This is a genomic window from Streptomyces sp. Inha503, assembly GCF_047215865.1.
Lineage (GTDB): Bacteria > Actinomycetota > Actinomycetes > Streptomycetales > Streptomycetaceae > Streptomyces > Streptomyces lycopersici.
On the sequence record NZ_CP178360.1, the window covers coordinates 6,931,654 to 6,944,898 of the forward strand.

Genomic DNA, 13,245 nt, shown 5'->3' on the forward strand with positions numbered 1-13,245 from the left:
GCCGAGCGGGGCGGGTGGGGCGGCAGGGCCGGGCAATAGGGGCGGGACGGGCCGTGACCTGGGCGCGAGGCCGTTGTCGTACCCCCGTGGTCGAATGAAGGGAAGGCGGGCGCGGAGTGCGCCGACGGCGGGAGGTGGGCGATGTCCGGTGGGACGAGCGGGGTGCGGGTGCGGCTCGAGCCGTGGGAGGACAGCGCGCTCTGCCTCGAGCTGCTGCGCCGCGTCAACAGCCCGGAGATGACGAGCCATCTGGGCGGACCGGAGAGCGAGGAGCAGATCCTGGTCCGCCACCGGCGGTATGCCGAGCTGACCGGGCCGGGCGCCGGGCGGATGTACCGGATCGTGCTGCCGGAGGGGGACGAGGGGGACGAGACGGCAGGCAGCATCGGGTACTGGGAGCGGGAGTGGCGGGGTGAGTCGGTGTACGAGACCGGCTGGGCCGTGCTGCCGCCGTTCCAGGGGCGGGGGATCGCGGCCGCGGCCGCGAGGGAGGTGGCCCGGGCGGCCGCGGCGCAGCGGACCCATCGGCATCTGCACGCCTATCCGTCCGTCGGCCACCCCGCGTCGAACGGGGTGTGCCGCAAGGCCGGGTTCACGCTGCTCGGCGAGTGCGAGTTCGAGTATCCGGTGGGGACGATGATGCGGTGCAACGACTGGCGGCTGGAGCTGTGGCCGCCCCCCTAGCCGTTCAGGGCGCTCTCGGTGTCCTGGGCGCCTTCGGCGGCCGGGGTGCGGGGCGGTGCGTAGTGCACGGAGAGGCCGGTGCGGCCCGGCAGGAGGTCGGGGCGGAGCACCAGGCGCTCGTCGTAGTCCCCGCCGTTCTGGCGGCGGAACGGAATCGGCTCCTCGGTCGGCAGGGCGGCCAGCCGTTTCCGCAGTTCGGCGGCATGGGTTTCGTACGCCTCGGCCGGGACCCGGTCCGCGCCGTACACCACATACGGCGGCAGCACGGACATCCCGCTGTACCAGAAGGTGCCGTGGTGCAGCGGGAACAGCAGATCACCGAGCTCGCCGTTGACACCGCGCGGGCCCATGGTGGCCTCGGGCGCCCCGGCGGTGAGCACCACCATGGCGCGCTTACCGGCCAGCTTGCCGTCCCCGTAGCGCAGGGTGCGGCCGTCCGGCCCGATGACCCCGTAGGCGAACCCCTTGACGAAGACGCGGTCGAACCAGCCCTTGAGGATGGCGGGCATGCCGTACCACCACAGCGGGAACTGCACGACGAGCGCATCGGCCCAGGCGATCTTCTCCTGCTCGGCGCGGATGTCCTCGCTGAGCGTCCCCGTGTCATGGGCGCGCCGCGAGGCGGCCCCGACGACGAGGCGTTCGTCCGCGTCATGCCGGAAGTCGGCGCCGTCCACCACCGGGTTCCAGCGCATCGCGTAGAGATCGGACAGCCGGTACTCATGGCCCGCCTCGCGCAGGGCGCGCAGCCCCTCGTCGCGCAACGCCCCGCTGAGGGAGCGCTGTTCGGGGTGGGCGAATATCCACAGCACGTTCATGCCCACCATGCTCGGAAATCGGCCCCGGGGCCGACGAGTGGCCGGATGGCCAGGATGTAGAAGAATCTGGCCAGCCACTGGCCGGCAACCTGGCCGGCAATCTGGCCAGTCCCTGATCCGGGCGGTCAGCTCCGCGCGCTGATCAGCGCCTCCACTCCGTCGAGGATCCGCTCCAGACCGAAGACGAACTCGTCGTCGGGGCCGCCCGGGGTGTCGAACTCCCCCGTCCGCAGCGCCGCCGTCACCGCCGGGAAGCGCTCGGCGTCGGTCAGCTTCTCCAGCAGCCTGGCCCAGGACGCCATCGAGGACTCCAGGCTCTGCCCCTTGCGCCGGTGGGCCGCCAGCAGGTCGAAGGTCATCCGCGCCTCGTTCCGGACAAAGCCGCTGACCAGCATCAGCACGGAGACCTTCTCACCCTCGCCGAGGTTGGTGTGGCGCAGACAGGCCAGCCCGCGCTCCATCCAGGCCACCGAGTTGGGCGTCGAGGGCGGGGTGCTTATGGGGACGTTCACCACCCATGGGTGGCGGGCGACGGCGGTGCGCAGCCCCCAGGCCCAGTCGGTGAACCCGGTCCGCCAGTCCTCCGCCGGTTCGCCGGGCGGGGGTGGGCCGTAGGCCGCGTCCTCCATCAGCGTCAGCAGCTCGTCCTTGGCCGAGACATAGCGGTACAGGGACATCGTGGAGACGCCCAGCTCGGACGCGACCCGGCTCATGGACACCGCGCCGAGGCCGTCCGCCGAGGCGATGCCGACGGCGGCGTCGACGATCCGGCCCAGGGTCAGACCGGGGCGGGGCCCCTTGCCCGGACGTTCCCGCAGTCCCCAGGCGGCCTCGATGCTCGTCGGCAGGCCGGTACCGCTGTCCTCGGTGGCCATGGCCTCGGGACCCTCCGTATCTACGTGCGCTGATGGTGGCTCGATTGACCGCCATCCTAGAGTTGTGTATACCCTACGCAGTAGGGCGTATGGCATACGCAGAAAGAGGAACGGGGGAATCATGGCCCATCGACCAGCCATCGAGGCGAGCGGCCTCGAGAAGGCCTACGGGGCGGTGAAGGTGCTCAGGGGCGTCGATCTGTCGGTCGCGCCCGGCAGCGTCTTCGCGCTGCTCGGTCCCAACGGGGCGGGCAAGACCACGACCGTGCGGATCCTGGCCACGCTGACGCCACCGGACGCCGGGCGGGCCCGTGTCGCGGGCTTCGACGTCGTCGCCGACCGCCGCCGGGTCCGCCGCGCCATCAGCCTCACCGGGCAGTACGCCGCGGTGGACGAGATGCAGACCGGCGAGGAGAACCTGCGGATGATGGGGCGGCTGACCCGGCTCGGCCGCGCCGAGGCCCGCGGCCGGGCACATGAACTGCTGGAGCGCTTCGACCTCACCGGCGCCGCCCGCCGCACCGTGGGCACCTACTCGGGCGGGATGCGCCGCCGACTCGACCTCGCCGCGGGCCTGGTCGGCCACCCCGAGGTGATCTTCCTCGACGAGCCGACCACCGGACTCGACCCGCGCAGCCGACAGGCCATGTGGGAGGTGGTCAAGGGGCTGGTGACGGACGGGGTGACGGTCTTCCTCACCACCCAGTACCTGGAGGAGGCCGACCAACTCGCCGACCGCGTCGCCGTGGTGGACGGCGGCCGGGTGGTGGCCGAGGGCACCCCGGCCGAGCTGAAGGAGCGCGTGGCCGGGCAGCGGCTGGACCTGACGCTCGGCGATGTCGCGGCGTACGAGACGGTCGCGCGCCAACTCGGCGTACGGCTCGTCCGGAGCGACGCCGACCGGCTGACGCTGGGCGTCGCGACGGACGGCAGCGCCGCCCATGTGCGCGCCCTGCTCGACGAGATCGACCCCGAGCGCCGCGCAGTGGACCGCTTCACCGTGCACAGCGCCACGCTCGACGATGTCTTCATGACCCTGACCGGCCATGACGCCGGGGGCGACAGCCGCTGCGCCGGGGGAGAGCGCTCCGCGGGGGAGAAGGAGACGGCCGGTGTCTGACGCGATCGTTCTGACCGGCCGCACCATCCGCCTGAGCAGGCGCAATCTCGACGCGGTGCTCACCGCCATGCTGCTGCCGATCATGCTGATGCTGGTCTTCGTCTACTTCTTCGGCGGCGCCATCCACACCGGTACCGAGTACGTCACCTATGTCGTCCCCGGGGTGATGCTGCTGTGCGCGGGCTTCGGCTCGGCCAATACGGCGGTCACCGTCACCAATGACATGGCCGGTGGCATCATCGACCGCTTCCGGTCGCTGGACATCGGCGGCACCCCGATCCTGGCGGGCCATGTGGCCGCGAGCGTGCTGCGCAACACGGTCGCGACCGCGATCGTCTTCGGGGTGGCCTTCCTCATCGGCTTCCGTCCGGCCGCCGGTCCGCTCGACTGGCTGGCCGTGGCCGGGATCCTGCTGATGTTCATCCTCGCCATCTCCTGGCTGTCGGCCTGCTTCGGTCTGATCGCCAGGTCACCGGAGGCCGCGGGCGGGTTCACCTTCATGATGATGTTCCTGCCGTATCCCAGCAGCGCGTTCGTGCCCATCGACACCATGCCGGGCTGGCTGCACGGGTTCGCGGAGCATCAGCCGGTCACCCCGGTCATCGAGGCCCTGCGAGGGCTGCTGCTGGACCGGCCGGTCGGCGACAGCGCCTGGCAGGCCCTGGTCTGGTGCTGCGGAATCCTGGTGGTGGCGACCGGACTGTCGGGCGTGCTCTTCCGCCGTCGCACCGGCTGAGCCGCGGAGCCGCCGCACCGGCTGAACTGCTGAGCCGTCGAACCGGCTGGACTGCTGAGCCGTCGCACCGGCTGAGCCCATGAGCCGGTGAGCGCGTTCCCGGCGGCGCCGTCAACGGGGGTCGGCGCCGCCGGGCGGATCAGCTGCCGTACGGGTGGGTGGTGCGGGCCGTGCGCAGGGCCCGCGCCCACCAGGTGAGCTGGTCGAGCATCGCCCCGGCGGCGGTGTCCGGGCCCTCGGGATCCTTCAGCCGGCCGTCCTCTCCGAACAGCCCGCCCGCGTTGTGGAAGCTGACCGTGTCGCGGACGGTCACGGCGTGGACCTCGGCGAAGACCGGCCGCAGATGCTCGACCGCGCGCAGGCCACCGGAGATGCCGCCGTAGGAGACAAAGCCGACCGGTTTGGCCTGCCACTGGGTGAAGTGCCAGTCGATCGCGTTCTTCAGAGAGGCGGGGTAGCTGTGGTTGTACTCGGGCGTGACCACGGTGAACGCGTCGGCCGCGGCCAGCCGGGGCGTCACCGCTTCCAGGGCCGCGACGTCCTCGGGGCCGGGACGGTGGGTGAGGGCCGCGGGCAGCGGAGTCTCGGCCAGGTCCACCACATCGACGGTCATATCGGAGCGGAGCGTCGCATGACCGGCGAACCAGTCCGCGACCTTCGGCCCGAAGCGGCCGTCGCGGGTGCTGCCGATGATGATGGCGAGCCGGATGGGGGAGTCGGAGTCGGTGGCGGATGCGGGCGTGGTGGTTGCCGTCAGAACGGCGGTGTCTGTCGTCATGAGACGAGCCTCGGACTTAAACAAAGGTTGAAGTCAAGCTACCCTCGGCACCATGACGCAACTGACCTGGAAAACCCATGAGCTCACGGTCGGCGATCTCGCACAGCGCAGCGGGGTGCCCGCCTCCGCGCTGCGCTTCTATGAGCGCGAGGGGCTGATCCACAGCCGCCGCACCTCCGGCAACCAGCGCCGCTACACCCGTGACACCCTCCGCCGCGTGGCCTTCGTCCGCTCCTCGCAGCGCGTCGGCATCCCGCTGGCGAGGATCCGGGAAGTCCTCGGGCTCTTCCCCGAGGACCACGTCCTCACCAAGGAGGACTGGGCCCGGATCTCGGAGTGCTGGCACGCGGACCTCAACGAGCGCATCGAACAGCTGGAGAACCTCCGCGACCACCTCACCGACTGCATCGGCTGCGGCTGTCTGTCGATCGACAAGTGCGCGCTGGCGAACCCCTACGACCGGCTGGGCGAGCAGGGCACGGGCGCCCGCCGGCTGCTGAAGTCCAGCTGCTGAGCACCGGGCGGCTCAGAAACCGGTCGGCTCAGAAGCCGTCGGGGCACCAGGGGCGGCGCGGGGTCCGCAGCAGCCGGTCCGCCAGTGCCGCGGCGCCCGGGCGGTCCTCCGATATCCGGCCCAGTGAGGCGAGCCGGACCGCCGACTCGTCGCCCAGCCACAGGGTGCTCAACTCGCCGATGTCCATGGTCAGATCGGCCGGACGGCCCGTGGTCGCGCACGCCGCGCCGTCGGGGCCCGCCTCCAGGAAGTAGCGGCCCCCGGCCAGCCCGGCGGCGTCGCGCAGCTCGAGCACCAGCGAGCCCTCCGCCGGGTACGTACGGGTCTCCAGCAGCTGGGGCACATCCAGCGGTCGCAGCCACAGCCAGTCGGCATACATGGTGACCTGGGCCGCGCGGGGGTCGCCGAGCAGCAGCGGAAGCAGATCGTCCGGGGCGCGTCGGCCGGTGTTGACCCGGGTCACCCAGTCGACCGAGAGCAGGAAGTGCCACAGCGCCCGCTCGGCGGCCGGGGTGACCGTGGTCAGCTCGAGCACGGTGGCGGTGTTGTGCGGTCGTTTGTTGCCCTCCCAGCGGTCGTCCGCCGTATAGGCGAGCAGTCCGTCCACCGGGCCCTCGGGGGAGCGGTAGAGCACATAGAACGGCTCGGTCCAGGGGCGGTTGGGGTACTGCCGCTGACCGGTGTTGGTCCGCCACCAGTGGTCCGGGCGGTCGATGACGCCGTGCTGCTTCGCGCGCAGCCGCTCATGCAGGGCGGGGCCCAGCTTCCGCACCTCGTCGGCGTCGGCGAAGTCGACCCGGCCGCCGTCCACCGGAGCCGAGTGGCGTGGGTCGAGACCGGCCCGGGGGACGTCCACCTGCCATTCGGTGATCCAGGTGGCCGGGCCGAAGCCGTACCGCCCGTAGATCGGGTACTCGGCCGCGATCAGGGTGGCCACCGCCTCGCCCCGCTCCTTGGCGGCGCGCAGATCGTGCTCCATCATCCGGCTGAGCAGCCCCCGGCGGCGGTGGGTGGCCGATACCGCGACATTGCTGATCGCGTCGGCCGGAACATCCGCCCCGCCGACCGCCGTCAGCCGCTGTGCGAAGCTGCGGAAGGTGGCCACGCAGCGGTCCCCGTCGAAGACCCCCTGCGTACGGGACAGATCGATCTGCTCCCGCCGCAGCTCCACCTCCTCCTTCGGCGCCTCCGGCGGACGCAGGAAGCCGGTGTTGAGCGCGACGGTCCAGTTGGTGAGGTCGGAATCGGCGAGTGGGGTGCGGAGTTCGAGGGCCATGCGCACACGCTAAGCGTCGGCCGCCACCGGCCGCACGCCGATTTCCACAGCCCTCGGACCAGGTACTTTCATCACACCGCACCCTGTGGATGGCTCGGCGAGCACCCTCAGGACGGCCCGTCGCCGCCTACGCCAGCAGGTCGTCCACCTGCGCCTCTCCCTCGCGGTACCGGCGGGCGATCTCCGCGCTGCAACCGTCCGCCGTGCGCTGTAGCTCCTGCCGCCGCCGCGACACCTGCCGCTCATGGCCGACGAGGCGGGCCATCGCGCCGTGCAGCTCCTCGTCCGTACGGGCCCGCAGATCCGACAGGCCCACCTCGGCCAGCATCTCCTCGGCCAGCCGCTCGTACTCCGCGTCCTGTGGCGTCCCGAGCGTGACATGCCGGGCCGAGGAGCGGTGCCGTGGGGGGAGATCCGCGAGGATCTCCGGCAGCCGGTCCACCAGCGCGGCGGGCGGCTGGGCCGCGGCCGCCGCGGGCGCCGGGTCACGGCGGTGGCCCAGCTCGGCGCGGAGGATGTCGATCCGCCCCTGGAGCAGTCTGCGCAGATAGCTCAGATCCGCCTCCTCGCGCTGTGCCGAGCGGCGCAGCGACCGCAGCTCCGGCAACTGCAATGCGTTCAGACCGCTCGCCGCCGCCGACGTGGACGTCACGGCCGGCGCCGTCACGGCGGCGGAGTCGGCCCGCCGCCCGCCGCGCTGGCTCGGCGGCCGTGGCGGCAGCAGGCCCTCGGTGGCCATGGGCTGGCCGGTGCCCGATGTGTTCATTGGTGTCCGTCCCCTCCAGCGATGCGTCGTTCCCGCAGTTCCTGCCCGCCTGCACCGCCTGCACGCATCGTGCCACCAGTGATGCTCCCTGTGCAGCGGCTCTCCACCCGATCGGCCCCGGATGGACGCACGGCATGATGGTCGCCATGCGTGCTGTGGTACAGAGAGTGGACGGGGCGAGCGTCGTCGTGGACGGCGAGACGGTCGGCGAGATCGTCGGTGAGGGGCTGTGCGTACTGGTCGGGGTGACACATGACGACACCCCGGAGAAGGCGGCCCAGCTCGCCCGCAAGCTGTGGTCCGTAAGGATGCTCCACGACGAGCGGTCCTGCTCGGACCTGGACGCTCCGCTGCTGGTCATCAGCCAGTTCACGCTCTACGGCGACGCCCGTAAGGGGCGCCGCCCCACCTGGAACGCGGCGGCGCCCGGCGGGGTCGCCGAACCGCTCGTCGACGAGGTGGTGGCCCAGCTGCGGAAGCTGGGCGCACACGTGGAAACGGGCCGGTTCGGAGCGGCCATGAAGGTCTCGCTCACGAACGACGGCCCGTTCACGGTGCTCGTAGAGGTCTAGCCGAACCGCGAGGCCCGGCGGACCGGCCGTGGGTTCACGGCCCGGCTGACCGGCGGGTTCACGGCCCGGCGGACTGGCGGCGGGTTCACGGCTCCACGACCGTCTCCTGCGCGGCGGCCGTGGAGTCCGCGATCAGGTCCGCGTCCACCGGCACATTGCGCTTGACCAGCGCGAGGGCGATCGGCCCCAGCTCGTGGTGGCGGGCCGAGGAGGTGATGAACCCCAGCTGGCGGCCCTCCTCGCCTTCCGAGGCCAGCCGTATGGGCGCGCCGTGGGACGGCAGCGTCACCTCGCTGCCGTCGAGGTGGAGGAAGACCAGCCGGCGCGGTGGCTTCCCCAGGTTCTGCACCCGGGCGACGGTCTCCTGGCCGCGGTAGCAGCCCTTCTGGAGATGGACGGCGGAGCCGATCCAGCCCAGCTCGTGCGGGATGGTGCGGTGGTCGGTCTCCAGGCCGACCCGCGGCCGGTGGGCCTCGACCCGCAGCGCCTCGTACGCCAGCACCCCGATCGGCGGACCGCTCTCCTCGGCGAAGGCGGTAAGGCGCTCACGGGGCAGGAAGAGGTCCCGGCCGTGCGGGGTCTCGCGGACGACGGCGTCCTCGGGGGCCTCGGTGATGCTGCCCGCCGGGAGGTGGACGACCGCGTACGCGTCGGTGCGGTCCGCGATGTCCACCCGGTAGAAGAACTTCATGCTCTCCAGGTAGGCGATCAGATCGCCCTGGCTGTCGGGCTCCACATGGGCCCAGGTGGTCTCGCCGTCGTCGACGAGGTAGAGCGCGTGTTCGATGTGGCCGTGGGCGGAGAGGATCAGGGCTTCGGTGGCCTGGCCCGGCGGTAGTTCGCTGACGTGCTGGGTGAGCAGCAGATGCAGCCAGCTGAGCCGGTCGGCACCGCTGACCGTGACCACTCCGCGGTGCGAGAGGTCCACGAAGCCGGTGCCGTCGGCGAGCGCGCGCTGCTCGCGGAACAGGTCGCCGTAGTGGGCGGCGACGCCTTCGTCGGGGCCCTCGCCGGGGACGGCGCCGGGCAGCGACAGCAAAGGGCTCTTCATGAACTCAGCCTACGACCTGCGGGCTCGGCCCTCACCGGAGCGGTTCTCGGCGCCGCCCCCAGCGAGCTGTCCGGGGTCTCCACCGGCCTCCGCGGCGCGCTGCCGGGCGGAGCAGGAGGCACACCGGCCGAAGATCGCGAAGTGCTTCAGATCGGTGTCGAAGCCGAAGTCCGCCCGGAGCTGCCGGGTGAAGGCGTCGGCCACGGAGACATCGGCCTCGATCACATCCGTGCAGTCCCGGCACACCATATGGATGTGATGGTGCCGGTCGGCCAGGTGGTACGTGGGGGCGCCGTGGCCGAGATGGGCATGGCTGACCAGGCCCAGCTCCTCCAGCAGCTCCAGCGTGCGATAGACCGTGGAGATGTTGACGCCGCTCGCGGTGCGGCGCACCTCGGTGAGGATCTCGTCCGGAGTGGCGTGCTCCAGATGATCGACGGCTTCGAGCACGAGCTGGCGCTGCGGGGTCAGACGGTAGCCGCGCTCCCGCAGATCGCTCTTCCAGTCGGTGGTCGCCACGGTGCAAGTGTAGGCGGGCCCGCGGTGACCGGCCGGACGCACGGGGGAGAACCGGACGCGGTACGCGGGGGCCTGACTCGGCGGAGGGCGGAAGGCGGAGGGCGGAAGGCGTTTGAGCCGGGGGGCCCAGCGGGTGGCCCAGCGGGGCTCAGCGAGGGCTCAGCGGAAGAACGCGATCCCGTCGTCCGGCAGGTCCTTGAGGTCCTTGGCCCACTCCCGTGGGTCCACGACCTTCTTCAGATGCGCGGACATGTACGGGCGCAGCTCGACCTCGGGTGTGGCCTTCTCGCCGACCCACATCAGATCGCTGTTGACGTAGCCGTACAGCCGCTTGCCGCCCGAGTACGGGGCCGCGTGGGCGGTGCGCGCCACCGCGTCCGTCGCCAGGTCGATCTGCGGCTTGCCCTCCGCGAGCTCGCCGTACCAGACCTCGACGATGCCCTGGTCCCGGCTCATCACGACCTCGACCTTGCGGTCCTTGTCGATCCGCCAGTAGCCGGATTCGGTCTCCAGGGGGCGGACCTTCTTGCCCTCGGAGTCCAGCACCCAGGTGTGCGAGACGTACTCGATGAAGTCACGGCCGTCGTGCGTGAAGGTGGCCTCCTGGCCGAAGTTGCACTTCTCGGCCCCGGGGAAGTCCGAGACGCCGGCCCCTTCCCAGTTGCCCAGGAGGAAGGCGAGCGGCACGAGGTCCGGGTGGAGGTCGGACGGAATCTGGATCATGAATTCAGGCGATCTGTCGAGAGTCGAGCCGTGGTGGCGGGGCGGGAGCGGTTCAGCGCTGGCCCTGGTACAGCTTCTTCCAGGTCAGCGCGGCGAAGCCGAGCGTGGCCACGGCGACCAGGATCATCAGGGTGGTGAAGACTGCCTCAAGCACGAGCGCGCTCCTCGGAACAGATGACGGACGGCACCGAGTCTAGTCGCCGCCGGGACGGCCGGTGGAGACAGGTGGCCGTGCGGCGCCGGGCCCCTGGGTGCCGAGCCTAAGGTTGACGCATGGCGAAGAAGCTGGTGATCAAGGTGACGGCGGGCGCGGACGCTCCTGAGCGGTGCTCTCAGGCGTTCACGGTGGCGGCGGTGGCCGCGGCGAGCGGCGTCGAGGTCTCGCTCTGGCTGACCGGGGAGTCGACGTGGTTCGCGATCCCGGGCCGGGCCGCGGAGTTCGAGCTTCCGCATGCCGCGCCGCTTCCGGATCTGATCGACGGCATCCTTACGGGCGGTGGGACGATCACGGTGTGCACACAGTGCGCCGCTCGGCGGGAGATCGAGGAGAAGGATCTGATCGAAGGTGCTCGGATCGCGGGCGCTCAGGTCTTCGTGAGCGAGATCATGCCGGACGGCGTCCAGGCGCTCGTCTACTAGCTCGGGTACGAGGGGGTTTCCCCTACCCGCCCCTTCCCACAACTGGGGCTCCGCCCCAGACCCCGCTCCTCAAGCGCCGGAGGGGCTGGAAGGTGGGGCTCCGCCCCGGACCCGCTCCTCAAGCGCATGAGGGGCTGGAAGGCGGGGCTCCGCCCTGGACGCTCCTCAAACGCCGGAGGGGCTGGAAGGTCGGGCTCCGCCCCAGACCCCGGGGTGCAGGGGCGAAGCCCTGTCGGTCAATGCCGGTGGTTGTGCTCGTCCAGCTCACGCCACCACCGGTCGGACTCCTCGTCCCCCGATTCGTCCCACCACCGGTCGTCCGGGCCCCGGCGATTGGCGACGATCGCCGCCAGGGGCGGTATCACCATGGCGACGATGCACATCGCGACCGCGGCGGGGACAGACCACAGGCGCACAAAGGCCCACGCCGAGATGAAGAGCGTCAGACACGCGCCCATCAGGAAGAAGTATGCGTGGCGACGTCGCGCGTACATATGTCCAGCGTACGTCCGCGACCGCCGCACCGACAGACGAAAGACCCTGGCGCCGATGGACGAAAGCCCCCGCACCGACGGACGAAGGGCCGCACCCCGCCGAGGCGTCCAACCCCGGGGTGCGGCCCTCCGGCCGTGAGTCACGACGCGTCGTAGCGCGTCAGACGGCGATGGCGACCTCCGCCAGCCCGCCCTTCTGGGCGACGACGGTGCGGTCCGCGGTACCGCCGGGAACCAGGGCGCGCAGCGTCCACGTGCCCTCCGCGGCGTAGAAGCGGAACTGCCCGGTCGCGGAGGTGGGGACCTCGGCGGTGAACTCGCCGGTGCTGTCCAGGAGCCGGACGTAACCGGCGACGGGCTCGCCGTCGCGGGTCACCGAACCCTGGATCGTGGTCTCACCGGGCTTGATCGTCGAGGCGTCGGGGCCGCCGGCCTTGGCTCCACACATGGATGTCTGTCCTTACGTTCGGGGGAGAGGGGTCAGCTGTCGGAGCCGAGCTCGACCGGCACGCCGACCAGCGAGCCGTACTCGGTCCAGGAGCCGTCGTAGTTCTTGACGTTGGTCTGGCCCAGGAGCTCGTGCAGGACGAACCAGGTGTGAGCGGAGCGCTCACCGATGCGGCAGTAGGCGATGGTGTCCTTCGACAGGTCCACGCCCGCGCCCTCGTAGATCTCCTTGAGCTCGTCGTCGGACCTGAAGGTGCCGTCGTCGTTGGCCGACTTCGACCACGGGATGTTGCGGGCGCTCGGGACGTGGCCCGGACGCTGCGACTGCTCCTGCGGGAGGTGGGCCGGGGCGAGCAGCTTGCCGGAGAACTCGTCGGGGGAGCGCACGTCGACCAGGTTCAGCGAGCCGATGGCGTCCACGACCTCGTCGCGGAAGGCGCGGATGGCGGTGTCCTGCGGCTTGGCCTTGTACTCGGTCTGCGCGCGGCTCGGCACCTCGGCGACCAGGTCGCGGGAGTCCAGCTCCCACTTCTTGCGGCCGCCGTCGAGCAGCTTGACGTCCTGGTGGCCGTAGAGCTTGAAGTACCAGTAGGCGTACGCCGCGAACCAGTTGTTGTTGCCGCCGTAGAGGACGACCGTGTCGTCGTTGCCGATGCCCTTCTCCGACAGGAGCTTCTCGAAGCCGGCCTGGTCGACGAAGTCACGGCGCACCGGGTCCTGGAGGTCCTGCTTCCAGTCGATCCGGATGGCGTTCTTGATGTGGTTCTTGTCGTAGGCCGAGGTGTCCTCGTCCACCTCGACGATGACCGTCTTGGGGTCGTCGATACGGGCCTGGACCCAGTCGGCGTCCACCAGGACGTCACTGCGGCTCATGTTTCTCTCCTCCGGGGCAGTTGCGGCGGTACGGGCACGCTCACGACGCGGCGCCGCGCGGGGGCGTGCGGCGAGCGTACGAGCGAAGGTGCGGGGAGGCCCGGCTGACGGGCCGAAGAGGGGGGCCGGTCCGTGGCGTGTGCGGACCGCGTCCCATTCAGACGGGGCGACAGAGCATGGCGGCGACGCGGCACAGGTCGACTGCCCGCCGCTTCGTGAGATCCGCCTGTCGCTTCATGGGTCCGATCGTAGGGACGGACAGGCGGGCATGTCACCGGTGTGTCGCATGATGAGACGTTATCGTCCGGAGTGTGGGATGGGAGATGCGTGAACGGCTGCGGGGCGCGGCCGGAGGGGCCC

The 13,245-nt window shown here is 71.1% G+C and carries 18 protein-coding genes; 6 read left to right on the forward strand and 12 right to left on the reverse strand.

The window, feature by feature from the left end; translation table 11 throughout:
• Nucleotides 1–141: 141 nt before the first annotated feature.
• Nucleotides 142–684: a GNAT family N-acetyltransferase gene (locus ACJX2R_RS29065; RefSeq protein ID WP_413102560.1), complete on the forward strand. Its 543-nt coding sequence runs from the start codon at nt 142–144 to the stop codon at nt 682–684.
• Here the strand turns inward: ACJX2R_RS29065 and ACJX2R_RS29070 are convergent.
• Nucleotides 681–1,502, reverse strand: coding sequence for an NAD(P)H-dependent oxidoreductase (locus tag ACJX2R_RS29070; protein ID WP_413102561.1), 822 nt, complete (start codon nt 1,500–1,502; stop codon nt 681–683). The genes ACJX2R_RS29065 and ACJX2R_RS29070 overlap by 4 nt on opposite strands.
• Before the next feature lie 125 nt (nt 1,503–1,627).
• Nucleotides 1,628–2,377: a TetR/AcrR family transcriptional regulator gene (locus ACJX2R_RS29075; protein ID WP_413102562.1), complete on the reverse strand. Its 750-nt coding sequence runs from the start codon at nt 2,375–2,377 to the stop codon at nt 1,628–1,630.
• Nucleotides 2,378–2,498: 121 nt separating this feature from the next.
• Between ACJX2R_RS29075 and ACJX2R_RS29080 the strand changes: the two genes are divergently transcribed.
• Nucleotides 2,499–3,497 (forward strand): ATP-binding cassette domain-containing protein, encoded by a 999-nt coding sequence (locus ACJX2R_RS29080; RefSeq protein ID WP_413102563.1) that lies wholly within the window; start codon nt 2,499–2,501, stop codon nt 3,495–3,497.
• Nucleotides 3,490–4,233, forward strand: coding sequence for an ABC transporter permease (locus tag ACJX2R_RS29085; protein ID WP_413102564.1), 744 nt, complete (start codon nt 3,490–3,492; stop codon nt 4,231–4,233). The genes ACJX2R_RS29080 and ACJX2R_RS29085 overlap by 8 nt, the downstream gene beginning before the upstream one ends.
• A 139-nt stretch (nt 4,234–4,372) precedes the next feature.
• Here the strand turns inward: ACJX2R_RS29085 and ACJX2R_RS29090 are convergent, their stop codons facing one another.
• On the reverse strand, nt 4,373–5,011 hold the full coding sequence (locus ACJX2R_RS29090; protein WP_413102565.1) for an NADPH-dependent FMN reductase: 639 nt from the start codon (nt 5,009–5,011) through the stop codon (nt 4,373–4,375).
• A 52-nt stretch (nt 5,012–5,063) separates the two neighbouring features.
• On the opposite strand from ACJX2R_RS29090, the gene soxR reads away from it, so the two are divergent.
• Entirely contained in the window at nt 5,064–5,525 is a 462-nt protein-coding gene (gene soxR / locus ACJX2R_RS29095; protein WP_037955001.1) for a redox-sensitive transcriptional activator SoxR, read from the forward strand.
• A gap of 28 nt (nt 5,526–5,553) precedes the next feature.
• Here soxR and ACJX2R_RS29100 read toward each other — a convergent pair whose 3' ends face one another.
• The gene (locus tag ACJX2R_RS29100) at nt 5,554–6,801 is read right to left on the reverse strand and encodes a GNAT family N-acetyltransferase (protein ID WP_413102566.1); all 1,248 of its coding nucleotides are present in this window, start codon (nt 6,799–6,801) and stop codon (nt 5,554–5,556) included.
• Between the two features lie 127 nt (nt 6,802–6,928).
• Nucleotides 6,929–7,567: an ABC transporter substrate-binding protein gene (locus ACJX2R_RS29105; protein ID WP_262704470.1), complete on the reverse strand. Its 639-nt coding sequence runs from the start codon at nt 7,565–7,567 to the stop codon at nt 6,929–6,931.
• A gap of 146 nt (nt 7,568–7,713) precedes the next feature.
• On the opposite strand from ACJX2R_RS29105, the gene dtd reads away from it, so the two are divergent.
• The gene (gene dtd / locus ACJX2R_RS29110) at nt 7,714–8,139 is read left to right on the forward strand and encodes a D-aminoacyl-tRNA deacylase (RefSeq protein ID WP_044581611.1); all 426 of its coding nucleotides are present in this window, start codon (nt 7,714–7,716) and stop codon (nt 8,137–8,139) included.
• Nucleotides 8,140–8,224: 85 nt separating this feature from the next.
• Here dtd and ACJX2R_RS29115 read toward each other — a convergent pair whose 3' ends face one another.
• From ACJX2R_RS29115 to ACJX2R_RS29125, 3 genes are all read right to left on the reverse strand, one after another.
• A complete protein-coding gene (locus tag ACJX2R_RS29115) occupies nt 8,225–9,190 on the reverse strand; it encodes a YgfZ/GcvT domain-containing protein (protein ID WP_413102567.1) in 966 nt (321 codons plus the stop codon).
• 9 nt (nt 9,191–9,199) lie between these two features.
• Nucleotides 9,200–9,709 carry a Fur family transcriptional regulator gene (locus ACJX2R_RS29120; protein ID WP_413102568.1) on the reverse strand — a complete coding sequence of 170 codons (510 nt, stop codon included), beginning with the start codon at nt 9,707–9,709 and terminating at the stop codon, nt 9,200–9,202.
• A 159-nt stretch (nt 9,710–9,868) separates the two neighbouring features.
• Complete coding sequence (locus ACJX2R_RS29125; RefSeq protein ID WP_198271853.1) at nt 9,869–10,432, reverse strand: FABP family protein; 564 nt, start codon at nt 10,430–10,432, stop codon at nt 9,869–9,871.
• 273 nt (nt 10,433–10,705) lie between these two features.
• Between ACJX2R_RS29125 and ACJX2R_RS29130 the strand changes: the two genes are divergently transcribed.
• Complete coding sequence (locus ACJX2R_RS29130) at nt 10,706–11,071, forward strand: DsrE family protein (protein ID WP_413102569.1); 366 nt, start codon at nt 10,706–10,708, stop codon at nt 11,069–11,071.
• Between the two features lie 236 nt (nt 11,072–11,307).
• Here ACJX2R_RS29130 and ACJX2R_RS29135 read toward each other — a convergent pair whose 3' ends face one another.
• The 4 genes from ACJX2R_RS29135 to ACJX2R_RS29150 all read right to left on the reverse strand — a co-directional run bounded on the left by ACJX2R_RS29135 (nt 11,308) and on the right by ACJX2R_RS29150 (nt 13,123).
• Nucleotides 11,308–11,565, reverse strand: a complete 258-nt coding sequence (locus ACJX2R_RS29135; RefSeq protein ID WP_014053929.1) for a DUF3099 domain-containing protein — start codon at nt 11,563–11,565, stop codon at nt 11,308–11,310.
• A gap of 160 nt (nt 11,566–11,725) precedes the next feature.
• On the reverse strand, nt 11,726–12,013 hold the full coding sequence (locus tag ACJX2R_RS29140; protein ID WP_020869513.1) for a DUF1416 domain-containing protein: 288 nt from the start codon (nt 12,011–12,013) through the stop codon (nt 11,726–11,728).
• Nucleotides 12,014–12,045: 32 nt separating this feature from the next.
• On the reverse strand, nt 12,046–12,885 hold the full coding sequence (locus tag ACJX2R_RS29145; RefSeq protein WP_262704465.1) for a sulfurtransferase: 840 nt from the start codon (nt 12,883–12,885) through the stop codon (nt 12,046–12,048).
• A gap of 157 nt (nt 12,886–13,042) precedes the next feature.
• On the reverse strand, nt 13,043–13,123 hold the full coding sequence (locus tag ACJX2R_RS29150) for an Ms5788A family Cys-rich leader peptide (RefSeq protein WP_351229977.1): 81 nt from the start codon (nt 13,121–13,123) through the stop codon (nt 13,043–13,045).
• Nucleotides 13,124–13,245 lie beyond the last annotated feature (122 nt).

Coding starts and splice junctions, on each gene's coding strand:
- ACJX2R_RS29100 (WP_413102566.1), bottom strand. CDS start 6,801: ATGGCCCTCGAACTCCGCACCCCACTCGCCGATTCCGACCTCACCAAC.
- ACJX2R_RS29140 (WP_020869513.1), bottom strand. CDS start 12,013: ATGTGTGGAGCCAAGGCCGGCGGCCCCGACGCCTCGACGATCAAGCCC.
- ACJX2R_RS29115 (WP_413102567.1), bottom strand. CDS start 9,190: ATGAAGAGCCCTTTGCTGTCGCTGCCCGGCGCCGTCCCCGGCGAGGGC.
- ACJX2R_RS29145 (WP_262704465.1), bottom strand. CDS start 12,885: ATGAGCCGCAGTGACGTCCTGGTGGACGCCGACTGGGTCCAGGCCCGT.
- ACJX2R_RS29135 (WP_014053929.1), bottom strand. CDS start 11,565: ATGTACGCGCGACGTCGCCACGCATACTTCTTCCTGATGGGCGCGTGT.
- dtd (WP_044581611.1), top strand. CDS start 7,714: ATGCGTGCTGTGGTACAGAGAGTGGACGGGGCGAGCGTCGTCGTGGAC.
- ACJX2R_RS29125 (WP_198271853.1), bottom strand. CDS start 10,432: ATGATCCAGATTCCGTCCGACCTCCACCCGGACCTCGTGCCGCTCGCC.
- ACJX2R_RS29150 (WP_351229977.1), bottom strand. CDS start 13,123: ATGAAGCGACAGGCGGATCTCACGAAGCGGCGGGCAGTCGACCTGTGC.
- ACJX2R_RS29070 (WP_413102561.1), bottom strand. CDS start 1,502: ATGAACGTGCTGTGGATATTCGCCCACCCCGAACAGCGCTCCCTCAGC.
- ACJX2R_RS29130 (WP_413102569.1), top strand. CDS start 10,706: ATGGCGAAGAAGCTGGTGATCAAGGTGACGGCGGGCGCGGACGCTCCT.
- soxR (WP_037955001.1), top strand. CDS start 5,064: ATGACGCAACTGACCTGGAAAACCCATGAGCTCACGGTCGGCGATCTC.
- ACJX2R_RS29065 (WP_413102560.1), top strand. CDS start 142: ATGTCCGGTGGGACGAGCGGGGTGCGGGTGCGGCTCGAGCCGTGGGAG.
- ACJX2R_RS29080 (WP_413102563.1), top strand. CDS start 2,499: ATGGCCCATCGACCAGCCATCGAGGCGAGCGGCCTCGAGAAGGCCTAC.
- ACJX2R_RS29075 (WP_413102562.1), bottom strand. CDS start 2,377: ATGGCCACCGAGGACAGCGGTACCGGCCTGCCGACGAGCATCGAGGCC.
- ACJX2R_RS29105 (WP_262704470.1), bottom strand. CDS start 7,567: ATGAACACATCGGGCACCGGCCAGCCCATGGCCACCGAGGGCCTGCTG.
- ACJX2R_RS29090 (WP_413102565.1), bottom strand. CDS start 5,011: ATGACGACAGACACCGCCGTTCTGACGGCAACCACCACGCCCGCATCC.